Annotated in this window: 25 protein-coding genes and 1 pseudogene; 24 read left to right on the top strand and 2 right to left on the bottom strand. The window is 40.5% G+C overall.

Annotated features, from left to right (window positions below):
• The 14 genes and pseudogenes from J6O61_RS07360 to J6O61_RS07295 all read left to right on the top strand — a co-directional run.
• Positions 1–204 (top strand): AlkZ-related protein (locus J6O61_RS07360; protein ID WP_330613744.1); only part of this gene is annotated, 204 nt, incomplete at its 5' end.
• The gene (locus tag J6O61_RS07355; protein WP_292211387.1) at positions 191–442 is read left to right on the top strand and encodes a hypothetical protein; all 252 of its coding nucleotides are present in this window, start codon (positions 191–193) and stop codon (positions 440–442) included. The genes J6O61_RS07360 and J6O61_RS07355, both read left to right, overlap by 14 nt.
• A gap of 65 nt (positions 443–507) precedes the next feature.
• Positions 508–798 (top strand): annotated as a pseudogene (locus tag J6O61_RS07350) (DNA polymerase beta superfamily protein); the annotation flags it as partial.
• Positions 799–1258: 460 nt separating this feature from the next.
• Positions 1259–2023: a YdcF family protein gene (locus tag J6O61_RS07345; RefSeq protein ID WP_292211385.1), complete on the top strand. Its 765-nt coding sequence runs from the start codon at positions 1259–1261 to the stop codon at positions 2021–2023.
• 574 nt (positions 2024–2597) lie between these two features.
• On the top strand, positions 2598–3821 hold the full coding sequence (dcm, locus tag J6O61_RS07340; RefSeq protein ID WP_292211381.1) for a DNA (cytosine-5-)-methyltransferase: 1224 nt from the start codon (positions 2598–2600) through the stop codon (positions 3819–3821).
• Positions 3822–3838: 17 nt separating this feature from the next.
• Positions 3839–5086, top strand: a complete 1248-nt coding sequence (locus J6O61_RS07335; RefSeq protein WP_292211379.1) for a type II restriction endonuclease — start codon at positions 3839–3841, stop codon at positions 5084–5086.
• Positions 5079–5534: a very short patch repair endonuclease gene (locus J6O61_RS07330; protein ID WP_292211376.1), complete on the top strand. Its 456-nt coding sequence runs from the start codon at positions 5079–5081 to the stop codon at positions 5532–5534. The genes J6O61_RS07335 and J6O61_RS07330 overlap by 8 nt, the downstream gene beginning before the upstream one ends.
• 104 nt (positions 5535–5638) lie before the next feature.
• On the top strand, positions 5639–5869 hold the full coding sequence (locus tag J6O61_RS07325; RefSeq protein WP_292211373.1) for a hypothetical protein: 231 nt from the start codon (positions 5639–5641) through the stop codon (positions 5867–5869).
• Positions 5845–6090, top strand: coding sequence for a PaaI family thioesterase (locus J6O61_RS07320; protein ID WP_292211370.1), 246 nt, complete (start codon positions 5845–5847; stop codon positions 6088–6090). Before J6O61_RS07325 ends, J6O61_RS07320 begins: the two co-directional genes overlap by 25 nt.
• 16 nt (positions 6091–6106) lie before the next feature.
• Positions 6107–6229: a hypothetical protein gene (locus J6O61_RS07315; RefSeq protein WP_292211367.1), complete on the top strand. Its 123-nt coding sequence runs from the start codon at positions 6107–6109 to the stop codon at positions 6227–6229.
• Positions 6226–6579 carry an arsenate reductase family protein gene (locus J6O61_RS07310; protein WP_292211364.1) on the top strand — a complete coding sequence of 118 codons (354 nt, stop codon included), beginning with the start codon at positions 6226–6228 and terminating at the stop codon, positions 6577–6579. The genes J6O61_RS07315 and J6O61_RS07310 overlap by 4 nt, the downstream gene beginning before the upstream one ends.
• A gap of 395 nt (positions 6580–6974) precedes the next feature.
• Positions 6975–7739, top strand: a complete 765-nt coding sequence (locus J6O61_RS07305) for a prolyl oligopeptidase family serine peptidase (RefSeq protein WP_292211362.1) — start codon at positions 6975–6977, stop codon at positions 7737–7739.
• Positions 7740–7834: 95 nt separating this feature from the next.
• Entirely contained in the window at positions 7835–8362 is a 528-nt protein-coding gene (locus J6O61_RS07300) for an NUDIX domain-containing protein (protein WP_292211361.1), read from the top strand.
• A gap of 27 nt (positions 8363–8389) precedes the next feature.
• Entirely contained in the window at positions 8390–9292 is a 903-nt protein-coding gene (locus tag J6O61_RS07295; RefSeq protein ID WP_292211360.1) for a patatin-like phospholipase family protein, read from the top strand.
• Positions 9293–9301: 9 nt separating this feature from the next.
• Here the strand turns inward: J6O61_RS07295 and J6O61_RS07290 are convergent, their stop codons facing one another.
• Entirely contained in the window at positions 9302–9745 is a 444-nt protein-coding gene (locus J6O61_RS07290; RefSeq protein WP_292211358.1) for a hypothetical protein, read from the bottom strand.
• A 177-nt stretch (positions 9746–9922) separates the two neighbouring features.
• Here J6O61_RS07290 and J6O61_RS07285 point away from each other — a divergent pair, with 177 nt between their 5' ends.
• The 8 genes from J6O61_RS07285 (at position 9923) to J6O61_RS07250 (ending at position 13484) form a co-directional block, all read left to right on the top strand.
• Positions 9923–10348 carry a hypothetical protein gene (locus tag J6O61_RS07285; RefSeq protein ID WP_292211356.1) on the top strand — a complete coding sequence of 142 codons (426 nt, stop codon included), beginning with the start codon at positions 9923–9925 and terminating at the stop codon, positions 10346–10348.
• A 17-nt stretch (positions 10349–10365) separates the two neighbouring features.
• A complete protein-coding gene (locus tag J6O61_RS07280) occupies positions 10366–10776 on the top strand; it encodes a hypothetical protein (protein ID WP_292211354.1) in 411 nt (136 codons plus the stop codon).
• Between the two features lie 73 nt (positions 10777–10849).
• Positions 10850–11080 (top strand): hypothetical protein, encoded by a 231-nt coding sequence (locus J6O61_RS07275; protein ID WP_292211351.1) that lies wholly within the window; start codon positions 10850–10852, stop codon positions 11078–11080.
• Between the two features lie 12 nt (positions 11081–11092).
• Complete coding sequence (locus J6O61_RS07270; RefSeq protein WP_292211348.1) at positions 11093–11287, top strand: hypothetical protein; 195 nt, start codon at positions 11093–11095, stop codon at positions 11285–11287.
• An 85-nt stretch (positions 11288–11372) separates the two neighbouring features.
• Entirely contained in the window at positions 11373–12203 is an 831-nt protein-coding gene (locus tag J6O61_RS07265) for a deoxyribonuclease IV (RefSeq protein WP_292211345.1), read from the top strand.
• 182 nt (positions 12204–12385) lie between these two features.
• Positions 12386–12604: a macro domain-containing protein gene (locus tag J6O61_RS07260; RefSeq protein WP_292211341.1), complete on the top strand. Its 219-nt coding sequence runs from the start codon at positions 12386–12388 to the stop codon at positions 12602–12604.
• Between the two features lie 252 nt (positions 12605–12856).
• Positions 12857–13069: a hypothetical protein gene (locus J6O61_RS07255; RefSeq protein WP_292144375.1), complete on the top strand. Its 213-nt coding sequence runs from the start codon at positions 12857–12859 to the stop codon at positions 13067–13069.
• 25 nt (positions 13070–13094) lie between these two features.
• Complete coding sequence (locus tag J6O61_RS07250) at positions 13095–13484, top strand: DUF4342 domain-containing protein (RefSeq protein WP_035764832.1); 390 nt, start codon at positions 13095–13097, stop codon at positions 13482–13484.
• 95 nt (positions 13485–13579) lie between these two features.
• On the opposite strand, the gene J6O61_RS07245 is transcribed toward J6O61_RS07250, so the two are convergent.
• Complete coding sequence (locus tag J6O61_RS07245; protein ID WP_292211338.1) at positions 13580–14194, bottom strand: hydrolase; 615 nt, start codon at positions 14192–14194, stop codon at positions 13580–13582.
• 295 nt (positions 14195–14489) lie between these two features.
• Here J6O61_RS07245 and J6O61_RS19455 point away from each other — a divergent pair, with 295 nt between their 5' ends.
• Positions 14490–14939, top strand: coding sequence for a hypothetical protein (locus J6O61_RS19455; protein ID WP_330613742.1), 450 nt, complete (start codon positions 14490–14492; stop codon positions 14937–14939).
• Positions 14870–15283 carry a class I SAM-dependent methyltransferase gene (locus tag J6O61_RS19450; protein WP_330613741.1) on the top strand — a complete coding sequence of 138 codons (414 nt, stop codon included), beginning with the start codon at positions 14870–14872 and terminating at the stop codon, positions 15281–15283. The genes J6O61_RS19455 and J6O61_RS19450 overlap by 70 nt, the downstream gene beginning before the upstream one ends.
• The last annotated feature ends 109 nt before the right edge of the window (positions 15284–15392 follow it).

Genomic DNA, 15392 nt, shown 5'->3' with positions numbered 1-15392 from the left:
GAATGCCTGCATACAGTTCAGGATGCAATTGATTACATAAATGAAGTAGGATTTCTGCCACTTTTTAAGAATGATATTCCGGGATTTTCACTTGAGGAGCGTACTGCAGTTGAGTATTGGTGGTGTGGAAATCCTAAAGTGAACCCATGGGAGTGGCGGGAGCTTATTGCCAGGAGTGGAGAGGTTGCTTATGGCAAAATATGAACAGTCGAAGCAGGTGTATTACGATCTTGGCAGTATTAAAGGCCTTAGTTCCGATAATATCAAATGTCTTTTAAATATGGGAATTGATAACGTGGGGCTGCTTGTTCTTCTTGCCCGTCAAAAGAGATGGGAGTGGCAAGTATTTGGAATTGGTGACTATGCAGCTACGCATATAGAGAAGCTGCTATATGATGAGGGCCTGGATGTGGATATTCAGGATAGAAGTCATTTTGTTTGAGAAGGTTTCCATTTTGGGCAAAGGTTGTATGGGTACATTGTTAAGTAACGAGTTTTTAAATTGTAATGGATTTTAAGGAGTTAATGAACTCGGAGGAGTATGATTTCCTCCGGACAAATGAAAGACTTGGAAATAGAATAATGTTGCTGGGCCTTGGAGGCAGTTATTCATATGGTACCAACAATGAAGGCAGTGATATCGATTTCAGGGGAGTGACACTTCAGATGCCATCTGATCTGTTGGGGATGACTGAATTTGACCAGTACGAAGATGACAAGACAGATACAGTTATTTATGGTTTCAATAAGCTGGTTAAGCTTCTTTTGGAGTGCAACCCAAACACTTGTGAAATGCTAAGTCCCTGTTCATGACACCAAACGGTAGCATCTGAAAGAGCTTTTCCGGCTCTACAAGTCCAGAGTATGAGCTTGTTTCCTGCCGCTTTTTCTTTTAACAGATAGCTGATAAGCCTGGTATTGGGATTACCAAGTTCCGGCCAGTTACTGTAGCAGAGAGTACCATCGAAATCAACGGCTATGATCTTATAATTGTTGTCCATACGCATATCCTCATGAATGATTATCGAATGTATGTTTCGAACATCTTATCAGACTATTGTTTCAATTGAACAAATTATTAATTTTTTATTATTACAGATAAGGTATAATGAATGCATGTGCGGAAGATATTATTATGCTGATAAAACTGCAGAGGACGTGGAAGAAGAGCTTGGCCTGCCTGAGCTTAATAGAAAAAGCGACTATGAACAGCTGAACCTGTTCTGAAATATAAATGAAGGGATAAGGAAGATTTACTGTGAAATACTTGAGAGCCATTTTCTGCGTACTCACGGTCATATGCCTGATCTATTCTGTGAGCATATACATGGTAGGAAGTGGAACCTTTTCTTTTGCTATATGGCTGGTGGGTGCAGCATTATTCGGATGTGCATGGTTCTTTGCCGGTGATGACAGATGGATGAAGGTGCCGGCAGTACTAAGAGGAGCCTGTTACTGTTTTATTATTGTGGCGCTTATTGTCTTTACTGTCTGCATGACGGCAATGTTAAGCCACTTTGGTGACAAGGGAGTAAAAGATCTTGACTATATCGTTGTACTTGGAGCTCAGATGAGAGAAAACGGTCCGAGTATCATATTTAAGTACAGACTTGATGAGGCATATGAGTATCTTCTGGATAATCCCGAGACAATATGCATTGTCTCAGGAGGGCAGGGAAGAAATGAATCCGTTACCGAGGGAGAAGGAGGAAAAGAGTATCTAATCTCAAAAGGAGTTGAAGCGGGCCGCATCATAGCAGAGACAAGAGCCATGGACACAACAGAAAATATAGCAAATTCACTGGATATCATCGGAACTACTGGTGGGGAGTCAGATAAACTAAAGTCGATTGGGATTGTGACAAATAATTTCCATGTTTTCCGCGGAATACATTTGGCAAAAAAGCTTACGGAAGCGGATGTTTATGGAATTGCAGCCTATACAGTGCCATGGTATCTGCCCAACAACATGATAAGGGAATGCTTTGGAATAATAAGAGATATTACCATAATGAAGTGGTAGGCATTTGAAACTTTAAAGGATTAGATTAAAAGAGATGGATAATAAGGAAATTGATAAAAACATTAAGTCATATTCCAGGTATTATCGGAATGCGTTTATTAATGAAAATGTAAATGATATTGAAAAATGAATGCATGTCGAGATCTTTTCAAGTTATGGAATCAGACCCTTATGCAAGATATTCTGTAACACCGACCGTATAGCATATTCCGAACTGACTAGGCATGCCACGTTTGTGCGTCATTTAGACCTTTCAGATGGAGAAGCCTGCTTTGATGAGATAATAAAGAAATAGATAGCTGTCTATTTGAATAAAAACTACATATTGTATATTCAGCATGAAATAGAGTCCGAAAACCGCAACATATTCTGGGGTGATTATCGGACTCTTATTTTTTTTATGATGGATATAACAGAATACATGTGATACGAAGGAGGCTTTTGTAGTGTATTCAACATTTTGTGCAGGGAATTATCATATACCATAAATGTCCCCAATATATTGTAGTAAGAAATTGAATTTGCTATAATGGGATAGAATTGGTATGGGATAATACCCGGGGAGGAGTAAGATATGGCAAAGCAATTACATGTCAGACTTGATGATGCTGTTTATGAGGCATTGACTGGCTGCAACACCAATGAAAATTCATCACTGCAGGATGTGGTTTCATCTGCAATCATGCAGTATATAAATAATCAGAACAAGGAAGAAATTCCTGAAAATGCAAACTTCACATTCATAGATCTATTTGCCGGTATAGGTGGTATGAGACTTGCATATGAAAGTGCAGGTGGCCATTGCGTTTACTCCAGCGAATGGAATAAATACAGTCAGCAGACTTATTTTGCAAACTTTGGAGAACAGCCAGAGGGAGATATAACCAAAGTGGATGAGAATGAGATTCCTGATCACGATATTCTTGTTGCAGGTTTTCCATGCCAGCCATTTTCAATTGCTGGTGTTTCCAAGAAACAGAGCATGGGACGAGCAACGGGATTTGAAGATAAGACACAAGGGACTCTTTTCTTCGATGTGTGCAGGATTTTAAAAGCTAAAAGGCCTAAAGCGTTTATGCTTGAGAATGTTAAGAATCTCTGCAGTCATGACAGGGGAAGGACATTCCGGGTAATCAGGGAATCACTTGATGAATTGGATTATGAGGTTTTCTACCAGGTTATTGATGGGCAGGCTTTTGTTCCCCAACACAGGGAGAGAATTATCATCGTTGGTTTTGACAGAAAGCGTTATGGCAGCGATATAGGATTCTCTTTTGATATAAAGAAGATTGATCCAAAACCAGTCATGAAAGATATCCTTGAGACAGAGGTTGATTCCAAGTATACATTGTCAGACAAGCTATGGACATATCTTCAGGGATATGCTGCAAAGCACAAGGCGGCTGGTAATGGATTCGGATATGGCATTGCGGATCCTGATGGAATATCAAGAACACTAAGTGCCAGATACTATAAAGATGGATCAGAGATTCTCATTGCCCAGAAAGGGAAAAATCCAAGAAGACTTACGCCAAGAGAGTGTGCCCGCCTGCAGGGATTTCCTGATACTTTTAAAATTACTGTTTCAGATACACAGGCATACAGACAGTTTGGCAATTCTGTAGTAGTTCCTCTTATGAGCAATGTGGCACAGCTTATATGCTCTAAGATTTCAGAACTTGATGCGGCTGCAGAGCATAATAATGTATCTGTGAAAGCAGAAAAGCTTATGGCTGTGGGAGTTGATGGGGATATCCCTGAAATCAACGCCAAAAAGAAAATACAGGCAGTTGTATGAGAACTTAGGGGGAATGTATGGAAGCGGGATATTTAAATCAGTATTTTAAAGCTGTTGCTGTGAAGCGCCTCTCGGCAGTTGAAGCCGATGCCGCTGTAAGCAACCAGCATGAATATAATGGTGTGAGTCTGCTTAAGAAAATGTTTGGAACAGACGAGCAGAAAATAAGCATACCAACGCATTTTATTTATGTTACAGATGATGACAGTACTATTTCTGCGGATGGTGAGCTGACATGGTATGATGCCAGGTTTAATCATCCTACTAGAACAGAATGGAGACTGTATTATCCTACAAATACCGTCACAGAATCAGCTGTTGCAGAAGATTCACTTTTTATTTGCCTTAAAGCTGACGGAACGGTTCTTGAGATCATTGCAAGAAAAGACTCAATAATTGAGAACCAGCTTTTTTGGCTCTTTGACGTAAGACCGGATGAAAATCCGAACCAGTTTGTCGCCAAAACTGATATGACATCACAGCCATCTGACAAGGTGTCGTTTACAGCCAGAATGATTTTGTATGCCATTGGAGTTGAAACACAGGATGACAAAGAAGATTATACAGATATGCTTGTTGCCAAGTTTGGAAATGCGTTTCCATCTACGAGAGAATTTTCCAAGTTTGCAAGAGAAACGGTTGAAGCAGATCCGCTTCATGATCCTGATGGTGCACTTTTGCTGTGGTTTGACAGGGAAGAAAAAATGTTTAAGTGCATGGAGAGGTATCTGATACAGGAACGTCTTATGGTTGGATTCAAAACTGGAGACGATGTTGATGTTGATGCGTTTATCCAGTTTTCGCTCTCCGTTAATAACAGAAGAAAATCAAGGGCGGGTCTGTCATTTGAGAATCATTTGGAAGCGTTATTTGCTGAGCATAAAATAAGATATTCCCATACTCCTGTTACAGAGAATAAATCCAAACCTGATTTTATCTTTCCTTCAATAGATTATTACCGTGATGTGAATTATCCTGCCACACAGCTTACGATGCTTGGTGCCAAGACTACTGCTAAAGACAGGTGGAGGCAGGTTCTTGAGGAGGCAGATAGAATTGAGAGAAAGCATCTCATAACACTTGAAGGAGCTATTAGCGAGAATCAGACTAATGAAATGATAAGCCGTAAGTTACAGCTTGTTGTTCCTAAAGAAATTCATGCAACATATTCTGAGAAACAGCAGTCATGGTTATACTCGGTTGAGGATTTCCTGGGACTGGTCAAAGAGCGGCAGATATTTGCTGATGGGTATAAGAATGGCTGATGTACTTTCGAAAGAACAGCGCACGAAAAATATGAAACACATCCGGTCCAAGGATACCAGAATAGAAGTCATCCTGCGGAAGGCCCTATGGAAGAAAGGGTACAGATACAGGAAAAATTACGCTAAACTTCCAGGACACCCAGACATAGTCATCACAAAGTATAAGATTGCCATATTTTGTGATGGCGAGTTTTTTCATGGAAAGGACTGGGAATTATTAAAACCCAGACTGGAGAAAAGCAATAACAGTGAGTTCTGGATAAGTAAGATTTCGAGAAACCGTGAACGTGACAATGAAATTAACAAGAAGCTTCTTTTTGAGGGCTGGACGGTAATGCGTTTCTGGGGAACAGATATTAAGAAGAATCCGGATGAGTGCGTCAAAGTCATAGAAGAAGCCATATTTGACTCAAGGCTTAGTGGTAGAGAAGAAAAACCTGAGGAATGAATATGCTTGTCATGCCACTTATGGGAGACAGTATAATAAGAATCAGCGAAGAAACAGGAGAGGTTGGATAAAGGGAGTCCAGACATTGTGAGAAATTAAAAGGAATGAGAAAAGCTCGTACAGAAAAAGAAAAAGCAATCAGGGAGAAGATAATACCTGAGCTTTATGCAAATGAATATAACAAATTTATAGGCTTTGAGGTGATGGAATTAAGTCCGACTTACAGCAAGTCCAGGATAAAATGTGATACCAGACTTCATAATTCTTATGGGAGCATCCATGGCGGGCACTTTTGTCTTTTGTTGATGCCATGGCAGGTGCTACAGGCAGCATGAGCGGATATTATGTTACCACAGTTTCGGCTAATCTGAATTTTCTTTTGCCTGCGGTAAATACTGAATATATTTACTGCGAATGTATGAAACTCAAGACCGGAAAGCATATTCTTGTATTTGATATCAGAGTGACTGATGATGAAGGGAATCTCCTAGATAGTGGAGAGTTTTCCTTCTTTGCAAGCAAAGTCCCGGTGTTGGGAGATAATCTTAAGTTTTAAGCGCTATAATAGGAGAATGCTGCAGATTAAAGAGTGGAAGGACTTTTATGAGAACATGAGCCATGACATGTATCTCGATGAATATGAAACAGATCTGTACTGTGCTTTTGACTACTTGGTAATCAGGAGAAAACTATGAACAAAGTATACTGTTATTCGAAATGCTCTACATGTAAGAAAGCCCTTAAATGGCTTGATGATAATGGCGTGAGTTATGAGCAGGCAGACATTAAAGAGCAGCATCCGGATGAGGCTGTTCTCAGGGAGTATTATAAGAAGAGTGGAGTTCCGCTTAAGAAGTTCTTTAATACAAGCGGAAAAATCTATAAGGATCTTGAACTTTCAAAGAAACTGCCAGACATGAGCGAGGATGAACAGTTCAGACTCCTTGCATCGGACGGGATGCTTGTGAAAAGGCCACTGCTTGTAAGTGGTGACAGAGTTCTTACCGGTTTTAAAGAAGATGAGTGGAAGGATGCTTTGCTGTGAAATATATGAGAATTGCATGCAAATAAGACCAAGACTGGATTCTGGGAAGATGAGACTCGTTTGCCGGAGTACTATGATGGTACATACCGGTATTTGAAGAGTATAGGGTTTAAAGAGATTTATAGGTGCTGAAAGCATATTATAGGAATCGTGCTAAACATGAGATGCATCTGTAGATAGCATATAGAGCGTTGAATCGAAAAGGCAGTGAGGAAATAAAAGAGTATGGGATTACTGGATAGGATATTAGGCTATACCCGTTCAAAGGATATTGGAAAAAGACATCCATCAGAATCAGTATCTCAGCCACGTAAGAGAAAGCTGATAAGCGAGGAGCGTTTGACAAGAAAATATTCCTTGAAACAGTTACTGAAAATGCAAGATAAATTTTTTAAATGCTTATGAAATTATCATCTGACTGGGATGTTCCATCCCAAGGAAATAAAGATTTATGTGACAAATTCATATATGAAACGTTTGATTATTCTGGGAGCCTGCTATATAGGCTGTTTATACCAGATAGTCGCGATGCAGTTCCACTTGTAGTGTATCTTCATGGAGCAGATGCTTTCGGGAACGATAATGATCTTCAGCTGACCATGCATGATATTGGAACATCTTTCGCAAAGGATGAATGGCAGAAAAAACATCCTTGTTATGTTTGTGCTCCGCAGTGTAATCGGGGCAATCGCTGGTCCAATCTCATGACGCAGAACAAGATATGCAGCTTGATCAGATCACTTTTGGAACGGTATCCAAACATTGATGTCAGAAGAATCTATATTCATGGCTACAGTGCCGGTGGAGTAGGCTGTTTTGAAATTCTTAAATATCATCCTGACATTTTTGCTGCAGCAGTCCCAATATGTGGTGCCACAGGATGGGAGAACTTGAGGGAATTGACAAAGACATCAATATGGATGATCCACGCTGCAGATGACATGATAGTAAAGGCATCCTATAAGACTGATGGGAATACTGTACACTTGGGTTCAAGAGATATTTATGATGAACTAAAGGATATACACCCGGATTTACATTACACAGAGTATAAAGTTGGTGAACTGAAAGAAAGGTTTGGCATCAATCCTCATTGCAGCTGGGTACCGGCAGGGGAGGACGAAGAAGTTAAGGAATGGTTGTTTTCAAGATTTAAATGAAAAGATGGTTATAAAAAATGCAGACTCCGTTCTGTACTGCACATCCCATGATTTTCATGGAATACCTTTGATATGACACTAAAGAGGAAGAAAAATTGGAATATATAGACATTTTTACAAGGGATGGAATATTTACAGGAATCAGTAGGCCTAAGCATGATCCTAAACAGCCTGGTGAATATTACAGGCATGTGCTTATTATTATGAAGACAGCTGACAGCCCAGAGCCTGGGGAAGGCGAAGGGCAGTATATTGTTCAGCAGAGATCGTTGAAGGCAAAATATTATGCTGGTAAATGGGACATGACCGGCGGAGCTGTAATGGCTGGTGAGACTCCGGAGGCAGCAGCTGCAAGAGAGGTAAAAGAGGAACTTGATATAACAGTTCCTGCTGATGAGCTAAAGCTTGGATTTGAGAATATTGTTGACTGGGATGATGGAACAGGACTTCTTGTTTCTGTTTTTATGTGCAGAGTAGAAGTGCCTGAGGGCGGCTTTAAGTTTGATGCCAGAGAAGTAAACGATGTGAAAGTAATGCCGTTCCATGAATTTCTATATCATGTTTCTGACCACAACGACGAAGATTTCTGTAATAGCCTTAAAGAAATAGAGAAAAGACTTTGACGGGACATGTAAAGGATATTTAGTTTGATGATTACCAAAAAAGTATATGAAAAATTAAATGATATACCGGAAGGACATGCAAGAGGAAGACTTACCAAAGGATGCCTTGTGATTGAGGGCGGCGCTTTTCGTGGACTCTACAATCAGGGAGTAATGGACTTTTTCATGGAAAACAACCTGAACTTTGAGTGCGTCATTGGAGTTAGTGCAGGAGCTATGGCAGGACTAAACTATGCTGCAGGCCAGGTTGGACGGTCTGCCAGGTGCAACCTTGAATTCAGACATGATCCTGATTATATCGGTGCGCTGGCTCTTGTTCATGCGCATAGTCCGCTTAATATTGACTTTGCCATCCAGCCTAATGACAAGCTGGATAAGCTTGATGAAAGAACATTCTATGATCCGGCCAGGCGTTTTGTGGCTGTTGCGACTGATTGCAGGAGCGGCAAAACGGTTTATTTTGAAAAGGGAAAATGCAGAGATATCCTATCTGCTATCAAGGCATCTGCTTCAATGCCGTATGTATCTCCGATGGTGGAAGTAGATGGGAAGCTGTGCCTTGATGGTGGATGTAGTTGCCATATCCCATACAGATGGGCCATGGAGCAGGGATATGAGAATATAGTGGTAATCAAGACAAGAGAAAGAGGCTACAGAAAAAAAGTTAAAAAATCGGGAATGCCTCAGCGCTTTTATAAAAACTATCCTGAGTTCGCATCAAAGCTTGAAAATATGAATTCTGATTATAACAAAGAATGCGACGAGATCGACCAGCTTGAAAAAGAAGGAAGGATATTTGTAATAGCTCCTTCAGAACATGTTACAGTAAAGCGTGTTGAAGGTAACATGGATAAACTCGGTGATCTGTACTGGCTTGGCTACGAAGATGCTAAAAGGCAGCTATTTTCCCTGAACAAGTATCTTAATTGATAATTGGTACTATCTGACCCGAGCCTTTATCTGTTCAATCTTGTCTACCATAGTTTTGTTTGAAACAACATCAATAATGGAAAGCTGTTTGGTTTGAGGATTCTGAGCAATCTTTCCCACATTCCATTTTTCATCTTTCCAGTATTCTACCAGAGATCCAACCGGAACATGGGTATCTTCAAGCATGACAGTTCCATCAAGCTTTCTTTGAAGGATGCCCTCTTTCTTTACCGGTTTGTTTACGTATTCAACAAGCATTTCTATCATGTTAAGAACTGTTGAAAGCTTCATAGCTACGTCAGCCTTGAATTTGCTGTCGGCATCTGTTGCATTGAGCATGGCTGTGGCAAATTTCTCATCGAAGCTTTTTCCTGCCATGTATTCATGCATCTTCTTGGAAATAGCTTCCGTATGTCTAAAGAAATCATCAATATTTGGCTCTTTATTTCCCATATTATTCTCCGTTTCAACTTAATGTTATGATACTAAAAATAGCATATATTGTGGTGAAAACAAATGAAATCTCACTAAAACCACAATATGTAGCTGGTGTGATTATTGGACTCTATATTTTGTAAGATGAGTACAACAGATAACAACAAACATTATTGTACAACAAGGAGGTGTCCAATGTTACAGCATATATATCCGGAACAGATCACATCAAATGTCACATACAGCCTTATTAGTAAAAGAGCTATCGCCGGAAAAAGGCTTCATGATCTTTCCAGTTACACTGTAATCATTATAGCAGATGAACTTGAAGATGAGGTGCTAATAAAAAATATCGCTGATGACATCCTCACGAGAGGCTGCAAAAACATAGCATTCTGCGGTGAAGCTTCTGAAGAGATGCAGGACATCTTTGATCAGGAAGACAGAGAGATAAATGGCTTCAATGACATTACCGGTTATGAGGACTTTGCTGTAATAAGAAGATTTGAAGATATCGAGCAGCTTCCTGAAGAAATAGAAATGTGCTGGAACGAGGTACTTGTCATATGCGGTGATATGTCTCTTTTGAGAGACTGCCAAGGCATAATAGAGGAAAGTTGAGAAAGGACGTGAAGGTTATGAAAAGAATAGTGATTACATTGTCTACAATGGCTATTGTATTGCTGATCCTTGGAACAACAAGCATTACAGCTCAGGCCTATGACTGGCATGAGCATTACGAGAAGATGCGCGCCAAGAGAGAGCAGCAGGAAAAAGAACATATGGAGAAGTGGCTTGATGAACTAGAGGCTGATGGCAACCTTACTCCTGAAGCAATCAAAGCAGCAGGCAAGTATGGTGAAGGAAGAGTCCCTAATCATAAGTCAACATCAAGCAGCGGATCAGGAAGTTATGCTGGCGAAAGCACAGGCTCGTACTCGGGATCAGGTAAAGGATGGGTGTACTCCTGTGATGAGCTTCATGTAATAGGACTTCCGGAGGGAGAAAACGGGTACACATTACCCGGCTGGTATGGGGATATAGATTAACAATTTAGTTTGGGCGGGGGATGATCATATATCATTTCCTGCCCTGTGTCCTCTATGGAAGGTGGTGAAACACATGCTGTTTATGTTTGAACTGATAATTGCAGTAATTGTTGTCACTATAAGGCATTATCTGAAGCATAAAGACAAGTATAATATAAAGATAAAGAGAATAATTCTCAAAGTGCTGGCTACTGTACTGGCAATGGCTCTAGCTATAACAGTTTTGTTACAGGAGGTGTGTCAGCGACTATTGAACAGGATAAGCACTCAGGAAAAGCGGTTAAAGATTTTAGATGAACCATGATGGGAAAGAGAGGTGAATTCTATGTTTTTTGGAAAAAGAGATAAAGACGTTAGATTAACAGACAAGCAGTACAAGGATCTGGTAGGCAGCATGAGCAGGAAAGAGAAGAAGGAGTTCGACCGCCGTCAGGAACAGCTCCGCCGGGATAGAGAAGATGACAGGCTGGATGCGTGGCTGGACTTTGAAGATGAGATGGATGAGATGTGAAAAGGTGCTTTAGGTGAACTGGAAAGGCAGATATAATGTATTTTAGAGAATATGTTTAGAACTTAACTGGAGCAGATTTGCAATTATGATTTATATTGGTTGTCATTTGACAGTTACAAATGGATATGAAGCCATGGGCCATCAAATGCTGGATTTTGGAGGAAATACATTTGCGTGGTTTACCAGAAATCCAAGAGGAGGGAAGTCAAAGGAGATAGATCCTGAGGATGTGAAGTCTTTATCCAAGGTCCTTTTGGATAATAAATTTGGGAAGCTCGTGGCTCATGGCAGTTATACAATGAATCTGTGTTCATCCAATCCGGAAACAAGAGCTAACGGGCTGGATATGCTGCAGAAAGACCTTGAGAAGATGGAGTCTCTTCCGGGACAATACTATAACTTCCATCCTGGTTCACATACCGGTCAGGGGGCAGACGTAGGCATAGAACAGATAGTTGAAGGATTGAACAAAGCTCTTTTCCCTCAGATGAAAACAACAGTGCTCCTGGAAACAATGGCGGGGAAAGGGTCAGAAGTGGGTAGAAACTTTGAGGAGCTAAAAGCAATAATCGAGGGAGTAGAGTTGAACGACAAGCTTGGTGTGTGTTTTGATACATGCCATATCTGGGATGCGGGATATGATATAGTAGATAACCTGGATGGGGTGTTGGAGCAGTTTGACAAGATTGTAGGTCTGGACAAACTCAAAGCAGTTCACTTTAATGATAGTAAGAACGCATGCGGTGCTGCAAAGGATCGTCATGAAAAGCTGGGGCAGGGATTCATTGGCATGGATGCCATGAAGAGGATAGCGACGCATCCGGTATTCGACGGACTCCCTTTTATCCTTGAGACACCAAATGATGATAAGGGATATATTCAGGAGATTGCTACAGTGAAGAGCTGGTTTATTTAAACATTGATGCTGTGGATATATATAAAGCTGTAGCTCTTACGAACTGCGGCATAGTTTTAGGGAGAACCCGGTCAGGGGATGACCGGGATGTGTTATAAAAAAGTATGTTTTTATGAGGGGGCAAGAGGTTTTGTTCCTCTTGATGTATTTATTAGATCTTCACAACTGTTATTGGAACAGCCTTGAAGTGGCAAAAGCAAACAATCTTCACAGCATTGCTTTTCCCTGAGATATCTACAGGTGTCTATGGTTATCCCAAGAAGGACGCGGCAAGAGTTGCCCTTAAGACTGTAAAGGAGTGGCTTGAGGCCAATTCAGACTATGACATGGAGATAACCATAGTCAGCTTTAGTGAAGAGGACTACCTGATTTACCAGACTGTCGCAGCAGAATTATCTTGACATCATGGTGCTTAATTGCCCGTGAAGGTCAGAAATAGCGTAGGTTGACATGATGCTTTCCTTTTTAATTTGCTGAAAATGTGAAATAACCGTTCCGATATCACTGAAGTAATTATGTAAACTAAGAACGGGCACATCTATAATGATATCATCAACAGAAAAATATAAAAGTTTGTAAACAGATAGAAAGAGGAAAAACCGATGGATAGAAAAAGTAGTAACTGATGATGTTGTGCGAAAGAGGTGAGTGTTATGATGACATTGTTGTTTATGGTTTTATTTTTCGGTATATTTGGAAAGCTTATAGGATTCGCATTCAGGGCATCCTGGAGCATCATGAAGGTGATGCTGTATATCGTATTCCTGCCTGCGATATTGATGATAATGCTGTTTGGCGGGTTAATATATATTGCACTTCCGATACTTGTAATCGTAGGGTTGGTAAGTCTTTTCAGCCGTGCATGAGTACATGATGAAAGGAGAGAATATCATGAATATCACATTAGAAGCAATTGAAAAGGTAATGGAACAGACAGGGGTTGAGTATAAAGCTGCAAAAGAAGCACTGTTAAAGACAGACGGAGATCCCGATGCTGCAATTAAGCTCATTCAGCCTGATACAAAAGATATCAGTGAGGATATCAAAGAGGCAATGGATAAGCTTAAAAAGAAAGTTGAAGAGGGCAACGTGGACAGAGTACAGATCAAGAAAGGCAATGAAGTTGTGTTCAGTGTCCCTGTAAATGTAGGTATAGTCGGTGGCATAATAGGACTTGCAGCAGCTCCGTGGGCATTGATTGCCGGATCAGTTGCAGCATTTGGACTTGGCTGCAGACTGGAAGTGGTAAAGAAAGATGGAACCACGGACGAAATTAAGTAAGCTATCTGTATATGGCTTGGAAGAAAACTTTTTTAACGTAAAGCAAAGGCGCAGCTGGTGTTCATAGACATCGGCTGCGCTTTAGTGTAGACGGATTAAGCTGTTTTACTTGAGATGTGTTCAGCAGCAAGTTCATCATTTATTGTATCTTCACATGCCTGCATTGCCTGAAGTGTCATGGTGAGAAGTTTATCTAGCTCCCAACCAAGCTGGGTGGCGCCTCTTTCTATGACTTCTCTTGAGCACCCGGCAGCGAATCCTTTACTCTTGTATTTCTTTTTCAGAGACTTGAGCTCCATATCTTTTGTACTCTTTGATGGCCTCATAAGGGCAGCGGCCCAGATCAATCCGGTAAGTTCGTCCGCAGCGAAGAGTACCTTTTCCATTTCTAAGGTAGGTTCAACATCTATTGTGGTTCCGTTCCCGACAGTTATTCCATATCCATGGGAGCAAACGGAATGGATTATATCATCACTGACACCGCCATCTCTGAGAAGCTCGGGGGCTTTAAGGCAGTGCTCATCAGGGTAAAGTTCAAAATCTATATCATGGAGTAATCCAACGATACCCCAGTGTTCTTCTTCATTTGAATACCCGAGTTCATTAGCATACCATTTCATAACAGCTTCTACAGTCAGAGCGTGCTGAATATGAAAGGAATCTTTGTTATATTGCTTAAGAAGTGTAAATGCTTCGTCACGTGTAATCATAGTATCCTCCTATCTTTCAGACTATTCTACTCCAATTTGATTCATATGACGATTAGTTATTTACTATTGCTGGCGATAGCCTGGTCTTACAGATTTGCTGTTGTTTAGAACAATGAATATATACCTTCTTTATTAAGTGAATACTTTTCTCATATATAAAATAATATAAGATTTCATCAAATAGATGGGGATTGCTTAAATGCAGTCCCTATCTATTTTAAAATTATAGTTAGCAAGGACTAACAAAAAGAGTTATAATGGCGATATATATGGATAGAAGCGGAGGAAAAAGTGTATGAAAGCAGATTATAAAAACTGGATGCCAAAGGGTATGGTGATGGGAACCGGATGCGGAACAATAGCTTCACTGGTTCTTTTTCTTATTTTAGGGGTGTCTCCAATAGTGCCGGAAGGAAGCGCAAAAAGAGTTATTGGAATTGTGCTTTTGATCATTACAGTTATTTTTTGTGTCGTGACGATATGGATGTATTTGATGTACAGAGCTTTTTCTTACAACGGAAAGCGGCAGATGTCAAAACAGATTATTGAAGGGGTCGCCTCTTATGTAAGCATTCCTGTTGGTGGAAAGGGGCTTGATGTTGGATGCGGAAGTGGAGCTCTTACGATAGCCTGTGCAAAGAAGAATCCAGGAGCGTCTTTTACAGGAATTGACAGATGGGGGGGAAGGAGTATGCTTCATTCAGCAAAAATCTCTGTGAGAGCAATTCTAAAGCGGAAGGTGTAAACAATACTTCTTTTATGCAGGGAGACGCATGTAAACTGCCTTTTGAAGATGAGACCTTTGATGTAGTAACAAGCAACTATGTATATCACAATATTCCAAGCAGTGACAGACAGGCGATCCTTTTGGAGACATTACGCACTTTAAAGAAGGGCGGTACATTCGCAATCCATGACATTATGTCAAAGGTAAAATACGGTGATATGCAGGCATTTGTACAGAAGCTAAAAGACATGGGATATGACGATGTAAAACTTGTAGATACAACAAGCGGAATGTTCATGACTAAATGGGAGTCAACCTGGATGGGATTATCAGGTTCAGCTATTTTAATGGGGAGGAAGTAAGAAATGGGACTTTTTAAAGATTATGTGAGTCAGACAAGAAAACCGGAAGGCTTTCTTGGAAAGATGATGGTAAATGGTATGAATGGTGGACATAGCAGATGCCTTTTAT

Origin of the sequence: Butyrivibrio sp. (genome assembly GCF_017635265.1) — a bacterium.
Classification (GTDB): Bacteria; Bacillota; Clostridia; order Lachnospirales; family Lachnospiraceae; genus Butyrivibrio.
Note: the sequence above shows the minus strand (reverse complement) of the source record. Positions and strands in the feature narration are given on the sequence as shown.